The 18,601-nt window shown below is 30.3% G+C and carries 24 protein-coding genes and 1 tRNA gene; 23 read left to right on the forward strand and 2 right to left on the reverse strand.

The features are described 5' to 3' along the window. Positions 1–89 precede the first annotated feature (89 nt). From LQ673_RS02350 to LQ673_RS02390, 9 genes are all read left to right on the forward strand, one after another. Positions 90–701 (forward strand): succinate dehydrogenase cytochrome b558 subunit, encoded by a 612-nt coding sequence (locus LQ673_RS02350; protein WP_191836212.1) that lies wholly within the window; start codon positions 90–92, stop codon positions 699–701. Between the two features lie 32 nt (positions 702–733). Further along, positions 734–2,497, forward strand: coding sequence for a succinate dehydrogenase flavoprotein subunit (sdhA, locus tag LQ673_RS02355; protein ID WP_107596694.1), 1,764 nt, complete (start codon positions 734–736; stop codon positions 2,495–2,497). 2 nt (positions 2,498–2,499) lie between these two features. Further along, positions 2,500–3,309, forward strand: coding sequence for a succinate dehydrogenase iron-sulfur subunit (gene sdhB, locus LQ673_RS02360; RefSeq protein ID WP_037587502.1), 810 nt, complete (start codon positions 2,500–2,502; stop codon positions 3,307–3,309). Between the two features lie 149 nt (positions 3,310–3,458). After that, on the forward strand, positions 3,459–3,893 hold the full coding sequence (locus LQ673_RS02365) for a MarR family winged helix-turn-helix transcriptional regulator (RefSeq protein ID WP_025904623.1): 435 nt from the start codon (positions 3,459–3,461) through the stop codon (positions 3,891–3,893). Further along, complete coding sequence (gene racE / locus LQ673_RS02370) at positions 3,890–4,687, forward strand: glutamate racemase (RefSeq protein ID WP_025904622.1); 798 nt, start codon at positions 3,890–3,892, stop codon at positions 4,685–4,687. Before LQ673_RS02365 ends, racE begins: the two co-directional genes overlap by 4 nt. Positions 4,688–4,699: 12 nt before the next feature. After that, positions 4,700–5,284: an XTP/dITP diphosphatase gene (locus LQ673_RS02375; protein WP_107576978.1), complete on the forward strand. Its 585-nt coding sequence runs from the start codon at positions 4,700–4,702 to the stop codon at positions 5,282–5,284. Continuing rightward, positions 5,281–5,787, forward strand: a complete 507-nt coding sequence (locus LQ673_RS02380; protein ID WP_037587506.1) for a metallophosphoesterase family protein — start codon at positions 5,281–5,283, stop codon at positions 5,785–5,787. Before LQ673_RS02375 ends, LQ673_RS02380 begins: the two co-directional genes overlap by 4 nt. Positions 5,788–5,969: 182 nt before the next feature. After that, entirely contained in the window at positions 5,970–6,185 is a 216-nt protein-coding gene (locus LQ673_RS02385; RefSeq protein ID WP_037587508.1) for a hypothetical protein, read from the forward strand. Positions 6,186–6,307: 122 nt separating this feature from the next. After that, positions 6,308–6,381 (forward strand) — tRNA-Arg (locus tag LQ673_RS02390). 163 nt (positions 6,382–6,544) lie between these two features. Here LQ673_RS02390 and LQ673_RS02395 read toward each other — a convergent pair. Both LQ673_RS02395 and LQ673_RS02400 read right to left on the reverse strand, forming a co-directional pair. Next, positions 6,545–7,591, reverse strand: a complete 1,047-nt coding sequence (locus tag LQ673_RS02395; protein ID WP_204168440.1) for a tyrosine-type recombinase/integrase — start codon at positions 7,589–7,591, stop codon at positions 6,545–6,547. Next, complete coding sequence (locus LQ673_RS02400; RefSeq protein WP_204168441.1) at positions 7,592–8,326, reverse strand: helix-turn-helix domain-containing protein; 735 nt, start codon at positions 8,324–8,326, stop codon at positions 7,592–7,594. Between the two features lie 227 nt (positions 8,327–8,553). Here LQ673_RS02400 and LQ673_RS02405 point away from each other — a divergent pair, with 227 nt between their 5' ends. The 14 genes from LQ673_RS02405 to LQ673_RS02470 all read left to right on the forward strand — a co-directional run bounded on the left by LQ673_RS02405 (position 8,554) and on the right by LQ673_RS02470 (position 18,507). Next, entirely contained in the window at positions 8,554–8,790 is a 237-nt protein-coding gene (locus tag LQ673_RS02405) for a helix-turn-helix transcriptional regulator (protein ID WP_204168442.1), read from the forward strand. Then, positions 8,775–9,089: a DUF771 domain-containing protein gene (locus LQ673_RS02410; protein ID WP_204168443.1), complete on the forward strand. Its 315-nt coding sequence runs from the start codon at positions 8,775–8,777 to the stop codon at positions 9,087–9,089. Before LQ673_RS02405 ends, LQ673_RS02410 begins: the two co-directional genes overlap by 16 nt. A 13-nt stretch (positions 9,090–9,102) precedes the next feature. Beyond that, positions 9,103–9,387, forward strand: coding sequence for a type II toxin-antitoxin system toxin TscT (locus LQ673_RS02415; protein ID WP_204168444.1), 285 nt, complete (start codon positions 9,103–9,105; stop codon positions 9,385–9,387). After that, complete coding sequence (locus LQ673_RS02420) at positions 9,388–9,579, forward strand: hypothetical protein (protein ID WP_204174735.1); 192 nt, start codon at positions 9,388–9,390, stop codon at positions 9,577–9,579. It begins immediately after the preceding gene. A 45-nt stretch (positions 9,580–9,624) separates the two neighbouring features. After that, positions 9,625–11,241, forward strand: coding sequence for a phage resistance protein (locus LQ673_RS02425; protein ID WP_239704661.1), 1,617 nt, complete (start codon positions 9,625–9,627; stop codon positions 11,239–11,241). Positions 11,242–11,406: 165 nt separating this feature from the next. Further along, complete coding sequence (locus LQ673_RS02430; protein WP_204168446.1) at positions 11,407–12,219, forward strand: bifunctional DNA primase/polymerase; 813 nt, start codon at positions 11,407–11,409, stop codon at positions 12,217–12,219. After that, positions 12,200–12,466, forward strand: coding sequence for a pathogenicity island protein (locus LQ673_RS02435; RefSeq protein ID WP_204168447.1), 267 nt, complete (start codon positions 12,200–12,202; stop codon positions 12,464–12,466). Before LQ673_RS02430 ends, LQ673_RS02435 begins: the two co-directional genes overlap by 20 nt. 34 nt (positions 12,467–12,500) lie before the next feature. Further along, positions 12,501–12,845: a hypothetical protein gene (locus tag LQ673_RS02440; RefSeq protein ID WP_204168448.1), complete on the forward strand. Its 345-nt coding sequence runs from the start codon at positions 12,501–12,503 to the stop codon at positions 12,843–12,845. Positions 12,846–12,865: 20 nt separating this feature from the next. Next, on the forward strand, positions 12,866–13,327 hold the full coding sequence (locus LQ673_RS02445; RefSeq protein WP_204168449.1) for a hypothetical protein: 462 nt from the start codon (positions 12,866–12,868) through the stop codon (positions 13,325–13,327). An 11-nt stretch (positions 13,328–13,338) separates the two neighbouring features. Then, entirely contained in the window at positions 13,339–13,539 is a 201-nt protein-coding gene (locus LQ673_RS02450; protein ID WP_204168450.1) for a hypothetical protein, read from the forward strand. Positions 13,540–13,542: 3 nt separating this feature from the next. After that, positions 13,543–14,151 carry a hypothetical protein gene (locus LQ673_RS02455; RefSeq protein WP_204168451.1) on the forward strand — a complete coding sequence of 203 codons (609 nt, stop codon included), beginning with the start codon at positions 13,543–13,545 and terminating at the stop codon, positions 14,149–14,151. 51 nt (positions 14,152–14,202) lie between these two features. Beyond that, positions 14,203–14,682 (forward strand): hypothetical protein, encoded by a 480-nt coding sequence (locus LQ673_RS02460; RefSeq protein ID WP_204168452.1) that lies wholly within the window; start codon positions 14,203–14,205, stop codon positions 14,680–14,682. A 1,935-nt stretch (positions 14,683–16,617) separates the two neighbouring features. After that, positions 16,618–17,748, forward strand: a complete 1,131-nt coding sequence (locus tag LQ673_RS02465; protein WP_323706479.1) for an FtsW/RodA/SpoVE family cell cycle protein — start codon at positions 16,618–16,620, stop codon at positions 17,746–17,748. 573 nt (positions 17,749–18,321) lie between these two features. Continuing rightward, positions 18,322–18,507, forward strand: coding sequence for a hypothetical protein (locus LQ673_RS02470; protein WP_016998735.1), 186 nt, complete (start codon positions 18,322–18,324; stop codon positions 18,505–18,507). Positions 18,508–18,601 lie beyond the last annotated feature (94 nt).

Consider the following 18,601-nt stretch of genomic DNA (forward strand, 5'->3'; position numbering starts at 1 on the left):
TTTTTTTTGGGATGTATGTAATCGTTTTCAGATTATTATATTCTTAATATAACGATAGAGCCATAGATTAAAGTTAGGGGGGACTTCTTTTGGCGTCAAGCGAAAAACAGTTTATTCTACGTCGTATTCATTCATTATTAGGTGTAATTCCTATAGGAATATTCTTAATTCAGCATTTGGTTATTAACCATTTTGCAACGATAAGTCCAGAAGCTTTTAATAAAGCATCAGATTTTATGTGGAATTTACCATTTAAAATTGTATTAGAAGTTGTAGTTATTTATATTCCTATACTATTCCACGCTATTTATGGATTATACATAGCGTTTACAGCTAAAGAAAACGTAGGAAGGCATTCACTATTTAGAAACTGGATGTTCTTATTACAACGTTTAACTGGTATCATATCATTTATTTTCATAGCTGTTCATGTTTACCAAACGCGTATTCAAGCTGCATTAGGACATCACGTTGACTTTGATATGGTTTCAGATATTTTATCTAATCCAATTTCTGTAACGCTATATGTTATTGGTGTAGTAAGTGTTATATTCCATTTCTCAAATGGTTTATGGTCATTCTTCATTACTTGGGGAATTACACAATCACCAAAATCACAACGTTTTATGACTTATGTAACTTTATTTGTATTTATCGTAATTAGTATTATTGGCTTAAGAGCTATTTTTGCATTCGTATAGGATTTATACTTTTTAGGGGAGTGACAATTTTTATGGCAAACAACAAAATCATTGTTGTCGGTGGTGGTTTAGCAGGACTAATGGCAACTATTAAAGCTGCTGAACAAGGTGCGCATGTTGATTTATTCTCATTAGTACCTGTTAAACGTTCACACTCTGTTTGTGCTCAAGGTGGTATTAACGGAGCTGTCAATACTAAAGGTGAAGGTGACTCTGTTGACATTCACTTTGATGACACAGTGTATGGTGGAGATTTCCTCGCTAACCAAACACCTGTAAAAAATATGACTGCAGCAGCACCAAGTATCATACATTTATTAGACAGAATGGGTGTTATGTTTAACCGTACACCAGAAGGTCTTTTGGATTTCCGTCGATTTGGTGGTACTTTGCATCATAGAACTGCATATGCAGGTGCAACAACTGGACAACAATTACTATATGCATTAGACGAACAAGTTAGAAGTTATGAAGTTAAAGGTTTAGTTACGAAATATGAAGGTTGGGAATTTTTAGGTATTGTTAAAGATGAGGAAGATGCTGCACGTGGTATCATCGCCCAAAACTTAACAGACTCTAAAATCGAATCATTTGGATCAGATGCTGTAATTATGGCAACTGGTGGACCAGGTATCATATTTGGTAAATCTACTAACTCAATGATTAATACAGGTTCAGCAGCTTCTGTTGTTTATCAACAAGGTGCTAAATATGCAAATGGTGAGTTTATTCAAATTCATCCAACTGCAATTCCTGGTGATGATAAATTAAGATTAATGAGTGAATCAGCTCGTGGTGAAGGTGGACGTATTTGGACGTATAAAGACGGTAAACCTTGGTATTTCTTAGAAGAAAAATATCCTGATTACGGTAACTTAGTACCTCGTGATATTGCGACTCGTGAAATATTCGATGTTTGTGTGAACCAAAAACTTGGTATTAACGGTGAAAACATGGTATACCTTGATTTATCACACAAAGATGCACATGAGTTAGATGTTAAGCTTGGTGGTATAATAGAAATATATGAAAAATTCACTGGTGACGACCCTCGTAAAGTCCCAATGAAAATTTTCCCAGCAGTTCATTATTCAATGGGCGGTATCTGGGTAGACTTTGATCAAATGACAAATATTAAAGGTTTATTCGCTGCTGGTGAATGTGACTACTCACAACATGGTGGTAATAGATTAGGTGCAAACTCTTTATTATCTGCTATTTATGGTGGTATGGTTGCAGGACCAAATGCGGTTAAATATGCTAATAATATCGAAAAATCATATACAGAATTAGATGAAGAAATTTTCCAAAAACGCATAAATGAAGAACAAGAAAAATTCGATCATTTATTACAACTTAAAGGTACAGAAAATGCTTATAAGTTACACAAAGAATTAGGAGAAATTATGACAGCCAATGTTACAGTTGTTCGTCATAATGATAAACTTCTAGAAACAGATAAGAAAATTGTTGAGTTGATGGAAAGATATCAAAATATTGATATGGAAGATACATCTACTTGGAGTAACCAAGCTGTATTCTTTACGCGTCAATTATGGAATATGTTAGTGTTAGCAAGAGTTATTACGATTGGTGCATATAATCGTAACGAATCACGTGGTGCACATTACAAACCAGAATTCCCAGACCGTAATGATGAAGAGTGGTTAAAAACAACGATTGCTCAATTTAGAGGACCTAAAGAAGCACCAGAATTTTCATATGAAGAAGTGGATATTAGTCACATTAAACCTCGTAAACGTGATTACTCTAAGAAATCTAAAGGAGGTAAATAATTATGGCAGACACTCAAACAGTTGAAAACAATGCACAAGGTCAAAACCAAGAAAACAAAACGATTTCAATCATTATCAAACGTCAAGAAAATGATAAATCTCAACCTTATGAAGAAAAATTTGAGATTCCTTATAGACCAAATATGAACGTTATTGCAGCTTTAATGGAAATTCAAAGAAATCCGATTAAGTCAAATGGTGAAAAGACGACACCAGTAACTTGGGATATGAACTGTCTTGAAGAAGTTTGTGGTGCATGTTCTATGGTTATTAACGGTAAAGCGCGTCAATCATGTTCAGCTATTATTGATCAATTGGAACAACCAATTAAACTTGAACCAATGAAGACATTCCCAGTTATTCGTGATTTACAAGTTGACCGTTCTCGTATGTTCGATAACTTGAAAAAAGTTAAAGCATGGGTACCAATTGATGGTACTTATGACTTAGGACCAGGACCTCGTATGCCTGAGAAAAAACGTCAAACAGCATATGAACTTTCTAAATGTATGACATGTGGTGTATGTTTAGAAGTTTGTCCGAACGTAAACGTGAATAATAATTTCATGGGTGCTCAAGCAATTTCTCAAGTTCGTTTATTCAACTTGCATCCAACTGGAAGCATGACTAAAGATGAACGTATTAAAGCACTTATGTCTGATGGTGGTATACAAGAGTGTGGTAGTTCTCAAAACTGTGTAAATGCTTGTCCAAAAGGTATTCCTTTAACAACATCAATCGCAGCAATGAACAGAGAAGCTACTTTCCAAATGTTTAAATCATTCTTCGGTTCAGATCACGAAGTAAACTAATAAAGATATGAGAGGCTGGGACATAATTTTATGTCTTGGCCTCTTATTTGTTTATTTATATAACATAAAGACCAATTCATTAACTGCATATAAGGGTATGTGTTATTATTATTAATATAAGTTTGATGAGAAAAGAGGTACAAACAACTATGGAAGAAATTACAAAACAGATTGAATATTCGTTAAGACATATAGTAGAAAGAACGAAATTAAAATCAAGAGGTCAGTTAAAGGTTTATGATATAACACCGCCTCAATTTATTGCTTTACAATGGCTCAATGAGCATGATCAAATTACAATTGGTGAGTTATCTAAACGTTTATTTTTAGCATATTCTACAACAACAGATATAGTAGATAAACTTGAGAAAAAAGAACTCGTTCAAAGAATTCAATCTGAGAAAGATAAAAGAGTATTCCACGTCAAGTTATTAGAAAAAGGCACGGCACTTATTGACGAAGTTGTTCAAGCGAGACAAATTTATACTGAAGATCTTCTATCTATTATGGAAGATGAAGATAAAATAAAGTTTAATGAAGCGTTAGAAATTATGTTGAAAAGAATGCGAAGTGAAGATGAATGAATAAACCAATTGGCGTAATCGACTCAGGAATTGGTGGTTTAACAGTTGCTAAAGAAATCATGCGACAATTGCCAAATGAGACGATATTTTATTTAGGTGATATAGGAAGGTGTCCATATGGCCCGAGAACAAGAGAAGAAGTTAAATCATTTACCATTCAATTAGCTAACTTTTTAGTTGAAAAAGATATTAAAATGCTAGTCATCGCATGTAACACAGCTACTGCGGTTGCTTTGAAACCTTTACAAGAAATGTTATCAATACCCGTGATTGGAGTTATTGATCCAGGTTCAAGAACAGCAATTATGACAACTAAAAATAATCGTGTACTTGTTCTTGGTACTGAAGGGACAATTAAATCTGAAGCATATAGACGAAGTATCAAATCTATTAATCCTCAAGTAGAAGTTAAAGGCGTCGCTTGTCCAGGATTCGTTCCTTTAGTTGAACAAATGAGATATAAAGATCCGACGATTACGAGTATTGTTATCCATCAAACGCTTAAACAGTGGCGATATGATGACTCAGATACAGTAATTTTAGGATGTACACATTATCCACTATTATATGATGCGATTCATCAGTATTTTGATGATGGCAAGACAATTATATCTTCAGGTTTAGAGACAGCAAGAGAAGTAAGTGCATTATTGACTTTTAGTAATGAGCATTCATATTATACACCAAATCCGAAACATCAATTTTTTGCAAATGGTGATGTTGAACATATTACGAGAACGATAAAAGAGTGGCTACATATAGAAGATGCTCATGTTGAACGAATAACATTGTAAGGAGAGATAAATATGAAAGATATTATTATTGCATCAAATAACCAAGGAAAGATAAATGACTTTAAAACCATTTTTCCAAAAGCAAATGTTATAGGTATTTCTGAAATTGCACCTGATTTTGATGTAGAAGAAACAGGTACAACATTTGAAGAAAATGCAATTTTGAAAGCAGAAGCGGCTTCAAAACAATTAAATAAAATCGTTATTGCTGATGATAGCGGATTATCTGTAAAAGCTTTAAATGGTGAACCAGGTATTTATTCAGCAAGATATGCAGGCGCACAAAAAAATGATCAAGATAATATAGAAAAATTATTAACAAACTTAAAGGGTATAGAAGATAGAGCAGCAGAATTTGTTTGTGCCATTGCTGTAAGTGAGCCTGGTAAAGAAACTGTTACATATGTAGGTAAAGCACCTGGTGAAATTATAGACGAACCACGAGGGGAAAATGGATTTGGCTATGACCCAATTTTCTTTGTACCATCACAAGACAGAACGATGGCAGAATTAACTGCTGCAGAAAAAAGTGCAATCAGTCACCGTGGTAATGCAATTAAATTAATGAATGAAGACATAGGGGAGCGATTCCAATGAAATGGGTAATTGTTAGCGATAATCATGGCGAACAAGGCATACTTCATGAAATATACGAAAAAAATAAAGACGCAGATTTATTTTTACATTTAGGTGATTCTGAATTCGACTATAACGATACAGAACTAAGTTTGTATCAAAGAGTTAAAGGAAATTGTGATTTCGATCCACAATTTCCAATAGAAGAACAAGGTGAAATAGAAGGTATAGGTTATTTCTATACACATGGTCATAGATATGATATTAAAGCATCTAGAGAAGTATTAAGTGCCCATGCTAAAAATAACCATGCTAAATTTGCATTTTATGGACATAGTCATATAGCATTATGTGAGTCAATAGATGGCGTTTACTGTATCAATCCAGGAAGCATCTCTCAAACAAGAGGACAGTGGGAAGAAACTTATGCCATCATCGAATTCGACGAAGCATTAAATAATGCAACTTTAACATATTTAAATAGAAATAATGAAGAAATAGAAAAATTATCATTAGCACTTTAAATATATATTTTGCAAAACAAAAATGGCAAATAGATTTTATTTATTGAGATATTCTTACGAATATCTCAATTTTATTAAAAATTTAGAATAAACTTTCAATTAAACAAAAATTGTTTTATAATTATGAATGTCGTTAATTTTATGTAAAAACTAATAAGTTATGATACGTAGGAGGAGTAGAAATGGGCAGAACACACGTTACATCAGTTATCAATGATGATGAGTTTTGTATAAATAAAAACGAATATAACGACTTACATAAGAACGAAAACATATATGTATTAACAGCAAATGGACTAGTACATGCGAGTGTTATAGAAATATTTGAAGATAAATCTTTGTGTAAAGCCGAAAAAGCCAATACAGTTAAAGTTAATGACATAGTTATCACCGAATAAAAGTAAAATAAAATAACTAAACGTGTAATAATACTTCGAAAGCGATTTAATAAACCTTTTTCTTTTTAAAAAGTATTGATAAATCAGTATCTATTCGATATAATTATTCTTGTGTTGAAAATGTCCTGGTAGCTCAGCTGGATAGAGCAACGGCCTTCTAAGCCGTCGGTCGGGGGTTCGAATCCCTCCCAGGACGCTAAGTAGGGTTTAAAGAGTATTGTTAAAATACCAAAAGCCTTTCATACCAATGGTTTGGAGTATTTGAGGTTATATCGAATATCATAGAATATTTTATTTTAATCCCCAAATTATCCCCAAACATGAAGAAAAGCATCTACATTAATTTGTAGGTGCTTTTTTTATATGCTATTTAAAAATGTTATGGCTTGTTCATCATCACGTTGATATGTTTCTTCTAACAAGTGTGAATATATGGATAGGGTAACATTAATATTCTTGTGTCCTAGACGTTTAGAAATATAATGTATAGAACACCCTTCATGTAATAGAACTGAACACAAACTGTGACGTAGTGAGTGAGCCGTTATCTCTTTGATGTTTAATTGCTTACACGCTCGTTTTAATGCTTTATTAACTGCGTTATTAGTTATCAGTGTACCATGTTCAGAAAATACATATCCATTAACATCTTGTGGGCGATTATTAATGAAATTTTTAACACGACTTAATGTTTTATGATCCATACTGATTACTCTATCTGATGTTTGTGTTTTAGTGCCAGGTATATGAACTTGATTATTAGGTAAATTAAAATCATCACGTTTCATTTTCTGTATTTCAGTAAATCTTGCACCAGTAACCATTATGACAAGCAATAGTAAGGACGACATACTTTCTTTTGTTTCTAAATAGCTTTTTAAACGTTTAAACTCATTATGACTAATATATTTATCCTTTTCATCTTTAGACGCCACAGAGCCTTTTGTATTGGCTTTATATGTGGCGTTCTTGTGTATTAGTCCGTCATGTATAGCATCATCTAAACAATTGCGAATATAACTGTTTAACTTACGTGTACTGTCTGTGGAATGATTACCAGCATATTCATTTATAAATTTCTGATAGTCCATTCTATTTAGTTCTGTAAGTAATGTGTGGTTAAAATATTCTTTAATTAATCTGTATGCTATAACGTAACGATCATAAGTTTTCTGTGTGACTTTATCCTTCTTATTTGTTTCATACCAGGACTTGAAGTAGTCTGCAAATTCAACCTTATTATTTAATACAATACCTTTTCTGTAATAAGATTCTAACTCGACAGCTTCAGCATGTGCTTCTTGTTTGGTACGGAAGCCACCTTTTTGTATCTTCTCTTTTTTACCGTCAATCGTAGCATAAAAAACATAACGCCATGTTTTACCACGTTTTTCATAAGATGCCATTTAATCACCTTCTTTAATTTCTTTAACTTCATATTCATAAACATCGTATGAAATAAGAAGTTTATAGTCTTCTATTTCTATATATTCTTTTAATTCACCGGTATTTTTAAATTGGTCATCATTAAAATTTTTTGAATACCACATTGTGCTGGAAACTACAGCTTCTGCATAAGGCATAAAGTTTACCATAAGTGGAAATGTAGAAAAATCAAATAAATTGTTTTCGTATGCTTTTTTAAAAATTAATGCCATAAAAGGTACAAATAAATTTAATTTTGAAGTCATAGTTTTATTCCCAATAATATCCTTTACGTGCTTTTCACTAGTTAAAATTTCTGTAGGGAAATCACCAGCTAAATTTACCATTACACCTTTTAAAGGAGTGTTTTCATTAAATGTTAATAGCAATTTTTTTACATCTCTATCTTCATTAAGATAGGTACATTTTAAATATAAATTGTTATCTCCTTTAAGTGGGAAAAAGAAATCATCTTTAGGAATCAATTCTACATCTAATATTTCGAGCGTATTATAACCATCATCTAAAATGATTAGATCTTCTATTTTACACTCTAAAATGTTTACTATTCTTTCTAAGGTATCAAATTGAATACCTTTACTTCTACCAGTTGACAATAAACTTAAAGTATTTATGGATAATCCTGTTTTGCTAGATAACTCTTTAAGAGTAACCTTTTTATCTTTCATTATTTTTTTGAGATTGAATTTAATCATGTTCATTCCTCCAATAGTAATCAAGTAAAATTTATCATATGTTTGTAAAACATACAATGATTTATAGTAAAACTTTGCGAAAAATAAGATAAATACTAATAAACTATTAATAAAATACTATTATGTAGTAAATACTATTGACAAGACATTTATAAAAAAGTAAAATATAGTCAATTACTAATATAGTAGTAATTGATTAACAACATATAGTAAAGGAGGGCATAAAAATGACTGTGGTTATCAAGAGCAGATATTTAAAAGAGTTAATGTTTTTAAAAGGTCATAACCTTTCAACGTTAGCAGATGAAGTTGGTATTTCAATTTCTTACATGAGCCAAATTATCAATGGTAAACGAACACCTAGTGCAATGCTGGCGTCAAAGATATCTAAAGTATTTGGTGTAAGTGTAGAGGAATTATTTACATTTAAAGACAAGGAGGAAACGATATGCAGCAACAGTTAAACGCAACAATTAATATTCCATCTGATTTCATTTTGATTACAAAAGTGGAGTATGAACAATTATTAAATAACCATAATGAAGGTAAATTTATAAGTCTAAAAGAGTTAGCAGATCATTTAGATTGTAGTCCACAGTGGTTAAAAGAAAATATTTTATTTAACCCTAGATACAAGAATGATTTAAAAGAGTTTGTTCATTTTCCAAGTTCGAGTGGTGAAAAGTATCATATACACCAAAAAAAGGCATATAAATATTTTGATGAACATTCAATCAGTATCTTTGATAGAAAAAATAAATAGGAGGACTTTAAAAATGAATAATAACTTATGGGAAATTAAAAACTTAAAATGTCATATGGACGTGCTACAAAACAAAATGAAAGATTTAATTCAATCGAATTATTGGTTATTAGAAGATTACTTCGAAGATGAAGAACTAAAAACTAAAGATGATGTTATGAAACATGGGTGTGGTTATTCAGAGCAGCGTATCAAACTTAATCAATCAATTACTTTACTACAGACTTATAAAAAGGAAATGGACGATTTAATCGCAGAGTTAGATTCAGAAATAAATAAGTTGAAAGAGGTCGAGTAAATGAGAGAGTTCGTTCTAATGATGTTCATTATTTCGAGTGGGCTACTACTTATAGCAAAAGGCGTAGATTTCTTCTCGGCAGTATATTTTGCCATACTTTTCGGTTCTATGCTCTTTTATCTATATGTAACTGTTCAAGAATTAAAAAAGCCTAATGTTGACGGCAATCAACAAAAGGCATCGAATAATTAAAAAATTAACGTGACTACATTTTAACACAAAGAAAGGTTTGATTAAATGGACGAAACAATTCTTTATAATAAACATTTTGAATTTCACTCACAGTTAGACTATGTGAATACAATAAACTTGTCACGTATCAAAGAGATTAGTAAGCGAATCAATTTCGCTTCTATCTCTAGTGATAAACAAGTCTTTAATAATAAAGGCAATCTATATCATCGAGAAAAGAGTGATATAGGTGATTACATTAATAATCTTACTTTAGACTATACCATAAAAGCTAAATCATTGGGAGTAGTTTATGGAACGATTCATACAAAAACTACAGATAATGACAGTGGTGAAGAAGAAAAGAAATCTACATTTAAGTCTGATACATTCAATAACTACGCTCGATTTATAGCTGATCTAATTTCAGATTTAGTAATTTATTCAGATGAACTTGATTGCTTCATTATCGTAAAAGATAACACTTATGAAGTAATAGATGAAACAAATTTCGCTTTAAATTATCCAGTGGATAATAAACATCAAATTAACGACTTTTTAGAAGTCATGCTTGAAGTGTATCGAGAACGATTAAATGTTAAGCACAGGTACAATATTTCGCCTTATACAATCGCTGGGAACGATTGGATATATGATTGCAGAAATTTAGAATACAGTAAAAAAACACTAAGTTCAAATGAACTATATATCAAGAAATATGATGTAAATGCTAAAGATATAGACACAGATAAAGCTAGAGAATTTTATGATCTAGTCACTGAAAATGATAAGAGTAAAAACAATTTAATGCTTATGCACGCTTATACAATGTATAGAAAAATGAATTTAATACAAGCTGAGAAATGGTTCTTGATGAAAGACTTCGGACGTTCGGGCAAAGGTTTATTAATGTCTACATTTGATGCGTTGCTACAAGTCAATAAAGTAAATTTCGATAGTTTAATTACAGGTGGTTTTGAAGCAGCTAACGAGTGGATGAACTTTTACGGTGCAGACATAGCACATGCTAATGAAACAGGGGAAGTCACAAAAGTAATGATGCGTATATTAAGAAAGATTGCAACAGGGGAAATCATTTCTGGTCGTGGTATTGGTAGAAACGCTTTTACATTTAAGAACAATGCAGTGTTAATACTAGATACAAACGAAAACGTAGATACAGGGGAAATTACAGCTAATACAACACGTACAGTCAAAATTTCATTAAAGGATAGACCACTTAATGAAACAGACGAAGAACGTTATCAGATATTCAAGCCATATTGGGACTTCGTACAGCCACATGGTAAGCAATCAGCATCAGCATCAATTTCATTTTTGATTGCAAGTTTAGAATATCTAAAAGAAATTGGACGAGAATTTAAGTTTAATGATGTGACACTTAAAAATTATTTTAGTGATGATGAATTGACAGAAACACAAGTCGTTATGCTTAAAGTTTTATCAGAACAGGGGTTTGTATTTGCTGGTGATGAAACAATTCAAAAGTTAATTGAACAAGATTATAAAAGTTTGAGATACAAGCAAGCTAAAGATGATATGAAAAATATCGGGATAAGTATTAATCATCAAAAAAAGATTGATGGTGTAAATACTAAAGTTCATAAAATAGGAAATCCAGAACTATTTAATATGGCACTAGAACTTATAAATAAAGATTAAGGGTTACCGTAACTCTTATAGTAACTCTAAGAATGGCTATATAACAGTCGGTAACCTTTGTAACTCTATTTTTCTAAGCGTATTTTTGAAAGTCTAAATATTTTTAAGTATGTAGAAAAAAATAAGGGTTTTAAGGGTTACCGGTTACCTAAAAGGAGGCATCAAATGACAGGCTATCATGTTGCAAAAGAACTTCTTCAAAAGAACATACAGGTAATTCCGTTAGATCAGTATAAAAAACCAGCAGTAACATTTAAAGATGCAGTCATTGATGATGACTTCATAGAAAATTATAGCAATATGTATAACAGGGCTTTTGTGTTAGGTGTACTTACTCGTGATGTGTGGTGTATTGATATTGATGTAGACCATGCAGAAGGTAAGAACGGTTTTGAGAGTATAGAACATATACCATTTAATGATGAACTTGTGGCTAATATGGATAACACGTTAGTACAAACTACGCCAAGTGGTGGTAAGCACATTATATTCAAAAAGCGTGATGGGATAAATTATAGTCAAAAAATTGATTACTTGCCTTCAGTAGACATCAAAGCACACCCTAATAATTATTTTGTGCTTGCAGGTAGTAAAACAGTTAAAGGTAAGTACACACATAATGGTGTGCGTGTAACTAAGTATGAAGGTGAGTTTGAAGAACGTATATTTTCTAAACGTGGTAATTATTCTCAACAAGTCCTAGATGATTATTCTGTACAAAATACTTTGAATAATTATGATTTTTCACACTTGCAGAATTATGGCAAAGGTGGATTAGGTAAGCAAGCATATCAGCGTATTGTTGATGGTCAAAGTACCGAAAGGAATAACGACTTATATTTGGCAGTAAGTTATGCAAAGCAATGTAACGTGGATATAGAGCCATTAAGAGTATTAATCGGTGATGTTAAAAATGGCGATGAATTTAAGCAAAGTGAGTGGGAGGCGACTGTAAGAAGTGCAAGCTACAAAAATTAATTACGACACTCAAGCACGAAAGATAGGATTAATAGTAGGAATATCAGAAGAAATATATTTTTGTACATTAAGTCGTGTATCTACGGTATACGTTGAGAAAATTGGCGATCATTGGTTAGCGTGGCGAGAAACTTATATTTTAAATAGTAAAAGAATTAGTAATTATAAAATTCTTGCACAGGGAAGTTTTGAATTAGTAATGGCACGTACAAATAATTATATTCAATTCATAAAAAAGAAAAGGTAGATATAACTTTAATTATTTTAGGAGGACTAAATACATGATAATACCTAAAAATGCTTTATACAGTAAAGATAAAAATGCTTATACAACGTTTATAGAATTGGATAGTCCATATTCAATTAATTACTTACCAATAGAAAAGCAAGAGCAGTTAATACTGTGGTGTAGTAATTTAAAACCTATTAAGTCGTTTAATCAAAAACATTCATCATATGGACTAAAACATCTATTCGAACAATCAGAGCATGGCTTTTATATCACTAATGGACAATTGAAAGCAGCATTAATCATGACAGGGTTTAAAGTCGAAAACATTGATCTATTGAATTGGCATTTTAATATATCAGAGAACAGTGTTAAGGGATTAAAAATAGCGAACTAACAAAGGTGTGAGTTATTAACGTGTGGGAAATCAAACAAGAGTTAAGTGATTATGAGTTATTAGTTCATTACAATCCGTACTATATAAAGAATAAAATTGAATGTTCATATGACTATATCGAAGTTATGTATGATTATCATTATCCTCATGCTGTTGGTGATTTAGCAACACATACTATCTACTTTGAATCGGTACATTTAGAGAATCTGGCTATATCAATTATTGAATATAAAGAGGGTTTGAGAAAGTACATCGAACGGACTAATACAAATTTAAAAGTAATTGAAGAAGTTACACAACACTATAGTCAATCTGATAAAGATGATATAGATCTATTCTTTAAAACAGATGGTGAGTATTATCCTAATCGAGTTATAGCAAGATTGAAATACGATGCTTATAAGCTATCAAACAAGTTGAGAGCAGCACGTATAAGAGCAAGGGAAAAAGCAGAGTTGTTAAGTAAAGTTGAAACTTCATAAGGGGGAACGAAATGAAATATAAAAGGATAGCACATTCAGTTGTCGCAAGATTACCGACAAATATCGAAAATGTATCAATGAGTTATCTCAATAGGGTGATTGGTGAAAGAATTAAAAGCTCTTATGATTTTGGACAAATTAAACAAATCATAATTAATGAATATATGAACAATAATAAAACATACAAAAAATATCACAAAGGTGGAAAATAAACTATGAAAAAATTACAAGAAAAATCATTTGAAATATTCGCAAATGGAATTTACGGTAAAGTGGAAAAAGCTAAATCATTAAAACGTGAGTATGATGGTTTAATTGACGAATTAAAGGCGTTAGATAATAAAATTGACTATCATAGACGTAATGATGATTACGCAGAAGTTACACGCTTAAAACGTGAACAGAAGGCATTAGAGGACAAAATAGAAGTGTTAGATAATAGATTAAAAGAAGAAGATTACTCAATCTTAGAAGATGATTATATTAGGTTTTATGAAGCTTTTGATAAAGAATTAGAACCAATCAAAGCAGAACATGAGAAACTGAGAAAAGAAATGAAAGATAAAATAAAAGAACTCGGTGAAGTTTACGAGCGAATGATTATTAATAAAAACAATGCTGGTAGACGTATTTCAAGAAAACAATATGTAGATCGTACTAAAACAGATTTCAAGCCAGTTTATAAAGGTCAAATCTTAGCGAACGAAGTTCAGATAGGTGGTAATACTACGCCACATGCCTATAGAAACTTAGTTATGAGTGAATTAGAAGCAGCGTCTTTAAAAGACTATCAAGCATATTATTATAACAAGAAACAATGGTAATAGAGGGTAGTATATCTACCCTCCAAATAATTAATATTGAGGTGAACATAAATGACAAGTAGATTAATAACACAAGTAGGGAATAATGTTGGTTATTCTAAAGATAAGAAAAGCATCATAGGTGTATTAGGTCAATTTGATAAAACGTTTAAAACTGGTGTTGCTAGTAAGGATTTAAAGGTTAGTAAAGAATGTGTGGTTGACGAACAATCATTTAAAGATACAAATGCAGATAATGTAATTATGTTAATAAATGCTGATACTGAACAAGTAGTAGGTAGATCAGATAACGGATTGTTTGAGTTAATGGTTTATAAAGATAAAATTGCTTTTAAATTAGATATAGCTAAGTTGCAAAGTGGTAAATTTGAATTTCAACGTAGTATAGCAAATGATATCTTAACTATGGTAAAACAAAATAAGGTTAAAAGTACAAGTATGATTATTCAAGATGAACAGAGCGAAAAGAAAGGTAATGTGGACTATATAAAGCGTATTGGTAAGATTAAAGTGATTAGTCTTAATCAATAATAATAGAGAACTGTAGTTCGTTAAAAATAGTATTATAGAGAACTAATGTTCTTGATTAAGAGTAGCAAATTTAGTATAATAAAGGTAGATAGTTAAGGCTATCCTTTGACTATTTTATAAAGTATTCAAAGCAAATAATCTTTTAATTTTGTCGTCTTCTTCAACTTTAACAGGTTTAATTTTGCAATATTCTAATTCCAGAATATACTCCTTCAAAATTGTGCATGAGATAATCTTGTGCTAGCCCATCATCACTTAATGTGTTGGTGGGTATTTTTATAAAACCATGTAAGCTGGTGTGAGTGTGGCAGAATGAATATAATGCATTGTACCTACTTATACCAAGCGTTAGTGACCGTACTACCTAAGTAACAGTACAATCTGATATATACTTAATAAGGTGGTAATAGAGGCATAGTAAATACAAGGCAACTCAATACCGTTATAAATAGAATAGGTAAGATATTATCTAGATACAACAATCACACGTTAAAACAAGTTAAGACAATTCAAGTAAAGAATTGATAATTCAAAATGAAATATTGTTATGATGATTTGTTTTATATTATTAAAAGCAATTATTGAATTGATGAAATGATTAAGCGAAATGAAATGATAATTGAACAATCAAAGATTAATATTTAATTAATCAACTTGAACAAACAAATGATATATAAAGTCAATTAGTTAAAGGATAAGATGAATTATATAAATGAAAGTATTGAGTTAATAAGAAAAGGAAAAGTTTATTAGGTCACTCATTTATCATTTGAAGTAAGTACAAAGTAAAAGATAAAAAGATTATTAAAACTTCTTATTCAACTTTGATAAAAAAAGTTAATGAAGTGATTGAAACTATTTTTAAATATAATAGAGAAGTCGATAAGTATATATCGTAAGCAATCACATCACAAGTCGTGTATGCAAGAGTATAAGGATAACTCTATTCATATTATAAGTACGTGCAGCATTAATAGTTATATATAATTAACTTGTATATGCTTATTAATATGTACAGAAATGCCATTCTAACGTTGATAGAGCGTGTTTAAGAGTCTTTGAAAAGGTTTATGAATGATTAATAGTAAATAGTTAAACAAGCCATAAAAGTAGTAGAATGATTAAATAGAATAGGGTGACAAATTATTCAACTGTGGGTATATATTAAAGTAGAGCGATCATCAAAAATAAAATTTTGAAAATTAAAGGGGTACTTTTCTAAACCCCCGTCATGAAAGTAATTGGAATTAATCGACCCACTCTTAAATACGACCAAATTCCTAAAACTAAAATTTTGAAAAATATAAGCTATTAAACCCCCTATGTATGATACGATTGGTCGTTAATTTATTTATTGATTAGAAACGTTAAAGGTAAACCATCTAAGAATGTTTCTAGGAGATTTATGGGTACATTTAAATAAAAAATTATGATAAAATCAAAGCATAGAGTAATTACTTTATTACTCTCACAAATTTCATAGACGTCAAAAGACCCTATCTATCGGAAACTAGGTAGGGTATATTTAATTTCCAATTTATAATTTTAATGATACAATAATATTAGTTTAAACCTATTATCTCCGTTTTAGTTTTAAACTCATATTTGGTAATACCTTTATACACCCTACTAATGTGGGGTGTTATTTATTTGCTATAATTTAATTGGACGTAAGTGGTTAGAAGTATATATGAGGTGGCTGATACAGACAGTCACCTTTTTTATTTAATCAAGTTAAATTGCGTACTTTTAATAACCATCAAGAGAGAGCTATATTCAAGAAACTTCTTAAATGTTTTTTGGATTTATTGTTTTTTTATTTTAGGGTTACCTAAAAATAAGTTGATAAAATTATAGAAAATAGTTAGAATGTAAATTATGAAATGAAAGGTGAGTATTATGTGGAGAGTGAGGAAAAAAGGAGATAAGGGAATCTTGTTTACGTATTTCATACTCTCGATGATAGGGATTATTATGATTTATAGTGCAAGTATGATTTCTGCATACAATGGTGCATTAACTAATGGTATAAGCATTAGTGATAAACACTTTATAATAAGACAAAGTTTATATTTTATGTTAGGTAGTTTTATTGTAGTAATGATGAGTAAGTCTTTTAATATAGATGTTTTTAAAAAGAAAAATATCCAGCAGTTAATCTTAATTGGTGTATTATTGTTACTAGTAGTCACATTGTTATTTGGAAGTGAAATAAATGGTTCTAAAAATTGGCTGAATTTAGGTATATTTAGTATTCAATCATCTGAATTATTAAAAATATCTTCTATTCTTTATTTATCATATATATTAGATCGTAGGTTAAAAAATGAAAGTAGCTATAATTTGAAATCACTAATCCCACCATTATTATTATTAGGTTTTGGTATACTTTTAATATTAGTTCAAGGTGATTTAGGAGGAGCGCTTTTAAACGCTGGTATAATAGCATTTATGTTGCTTTATTCTGATATAAAAAATAGGATTAAATTACAAATACTAGCGATTACGGCTACACCATTATTTATATACATATTCTACACATTAATTTTTGATTCAAGTAATATTTATAGATTAAAAAGAATAAAAGTTTTAACAGATCCTTTCAAATATGAAAATGGAGATGGGTATCAATTGTCGAGTTCTCTATTAGCTATTGGAAATGGTGGGATATTTGGAAAAGGATTAGGTAACGGCATTATGAAATTAGGATATTTACCGGAACCACATACAGATTTTATCTTTGCAGTTATTGCTGAGGAACTAGGTTTGATAGGTGTCTTAATCATTATTTTTATGTATGGTTTTTTAACTTTTAAAGCAATTATATATGCTAATAAAACAAAGAATAATTTTTACAAAATGATATGTATAGGCATTTCGAGCTATATTATTCTTCAAGTCTTTATTAACTTAGCAGGTATATCTGGCTTAATTCCTTTAACTGGTGTCACATTGCCATTACTAAGTTACGGTGGATCATCGTTTTTGAGCATTAGTTTTGCTATAGGTATTTTACTTTCTTGTAGTAAAAAAATAAAAAATGAAAATAACAATAATTATACATAATCGAAAGGCTTTTACTTATTATAAAGTGTGCTATAATATTTTTAGATTTGATTACTTCTCCCGATTTAATCGATCTATATGTATGTTTCTATCACACCTCACATTAGTGGGGTGTTATTGTTTATAAGGAAAAATAATGATATAGTGATTATATGAAAGTGTGTAACCTTAAACACTTACCCTCTACACAATGCCATGATGTAGGGGGTTTTTATTTGCTTTAATATAAATAGTGTAGTATTACTATATATAAGCACTTATTTTGTGCTTAATTTTCATATATAATCAACCATTAACTTTCCCTGTCACATTCTGTGATGGGGTTTTTATTGCATTAAAGTAGTCTTTTAATAAGCCATAAATATCAAGTTTTTATTTATACCGAATGCGCATTTTTTTGATTACTGATTTAATCGTGAGCACATTGATAATATTAAGGTTATATATATTGCGATGATAAAATTTGAATAACTAAAAAAAGTTTTAAAAAATGGTTGCATTACAATGAAAAATATGTTATAAAATAATCGAAAGTTATCAAATGATAATTTTAAGTAACTGGAGGTAGATATTATGTTAAAAGATAAACCAAAAACTTCTTATTACATTAACTATTCACCTCGAATTACTGAGTTAAAAAGCATTGATTTATTGTCTAGAGAATCCAATAATAATAAATTTATTGAATTTTCTTCGCCACTTACGTGGGATTCATACAAAAAAGCTATAGATATATCGAAAAATATTGAGAAAAAATAATTCAAATAATTATCATTTGATAACTCAAACAACTTTAGGAGGTGGTGTGAAAATTAATGACACTAATTTTTCTAAACATATTCCGTGGTTGTTC

Origin of the sequence: Mammaliicoccus sp. O-M54 (assembly GCF_022386035.1) — a bacterium.
GTDB classification, from domain to species: domain Bacteria; phylum Bacillota; class Bacilli; order Staphylococcales; family Staphylococcaceae; genus Mammaliicoccus; species Mammaliicoccus sciuri_A.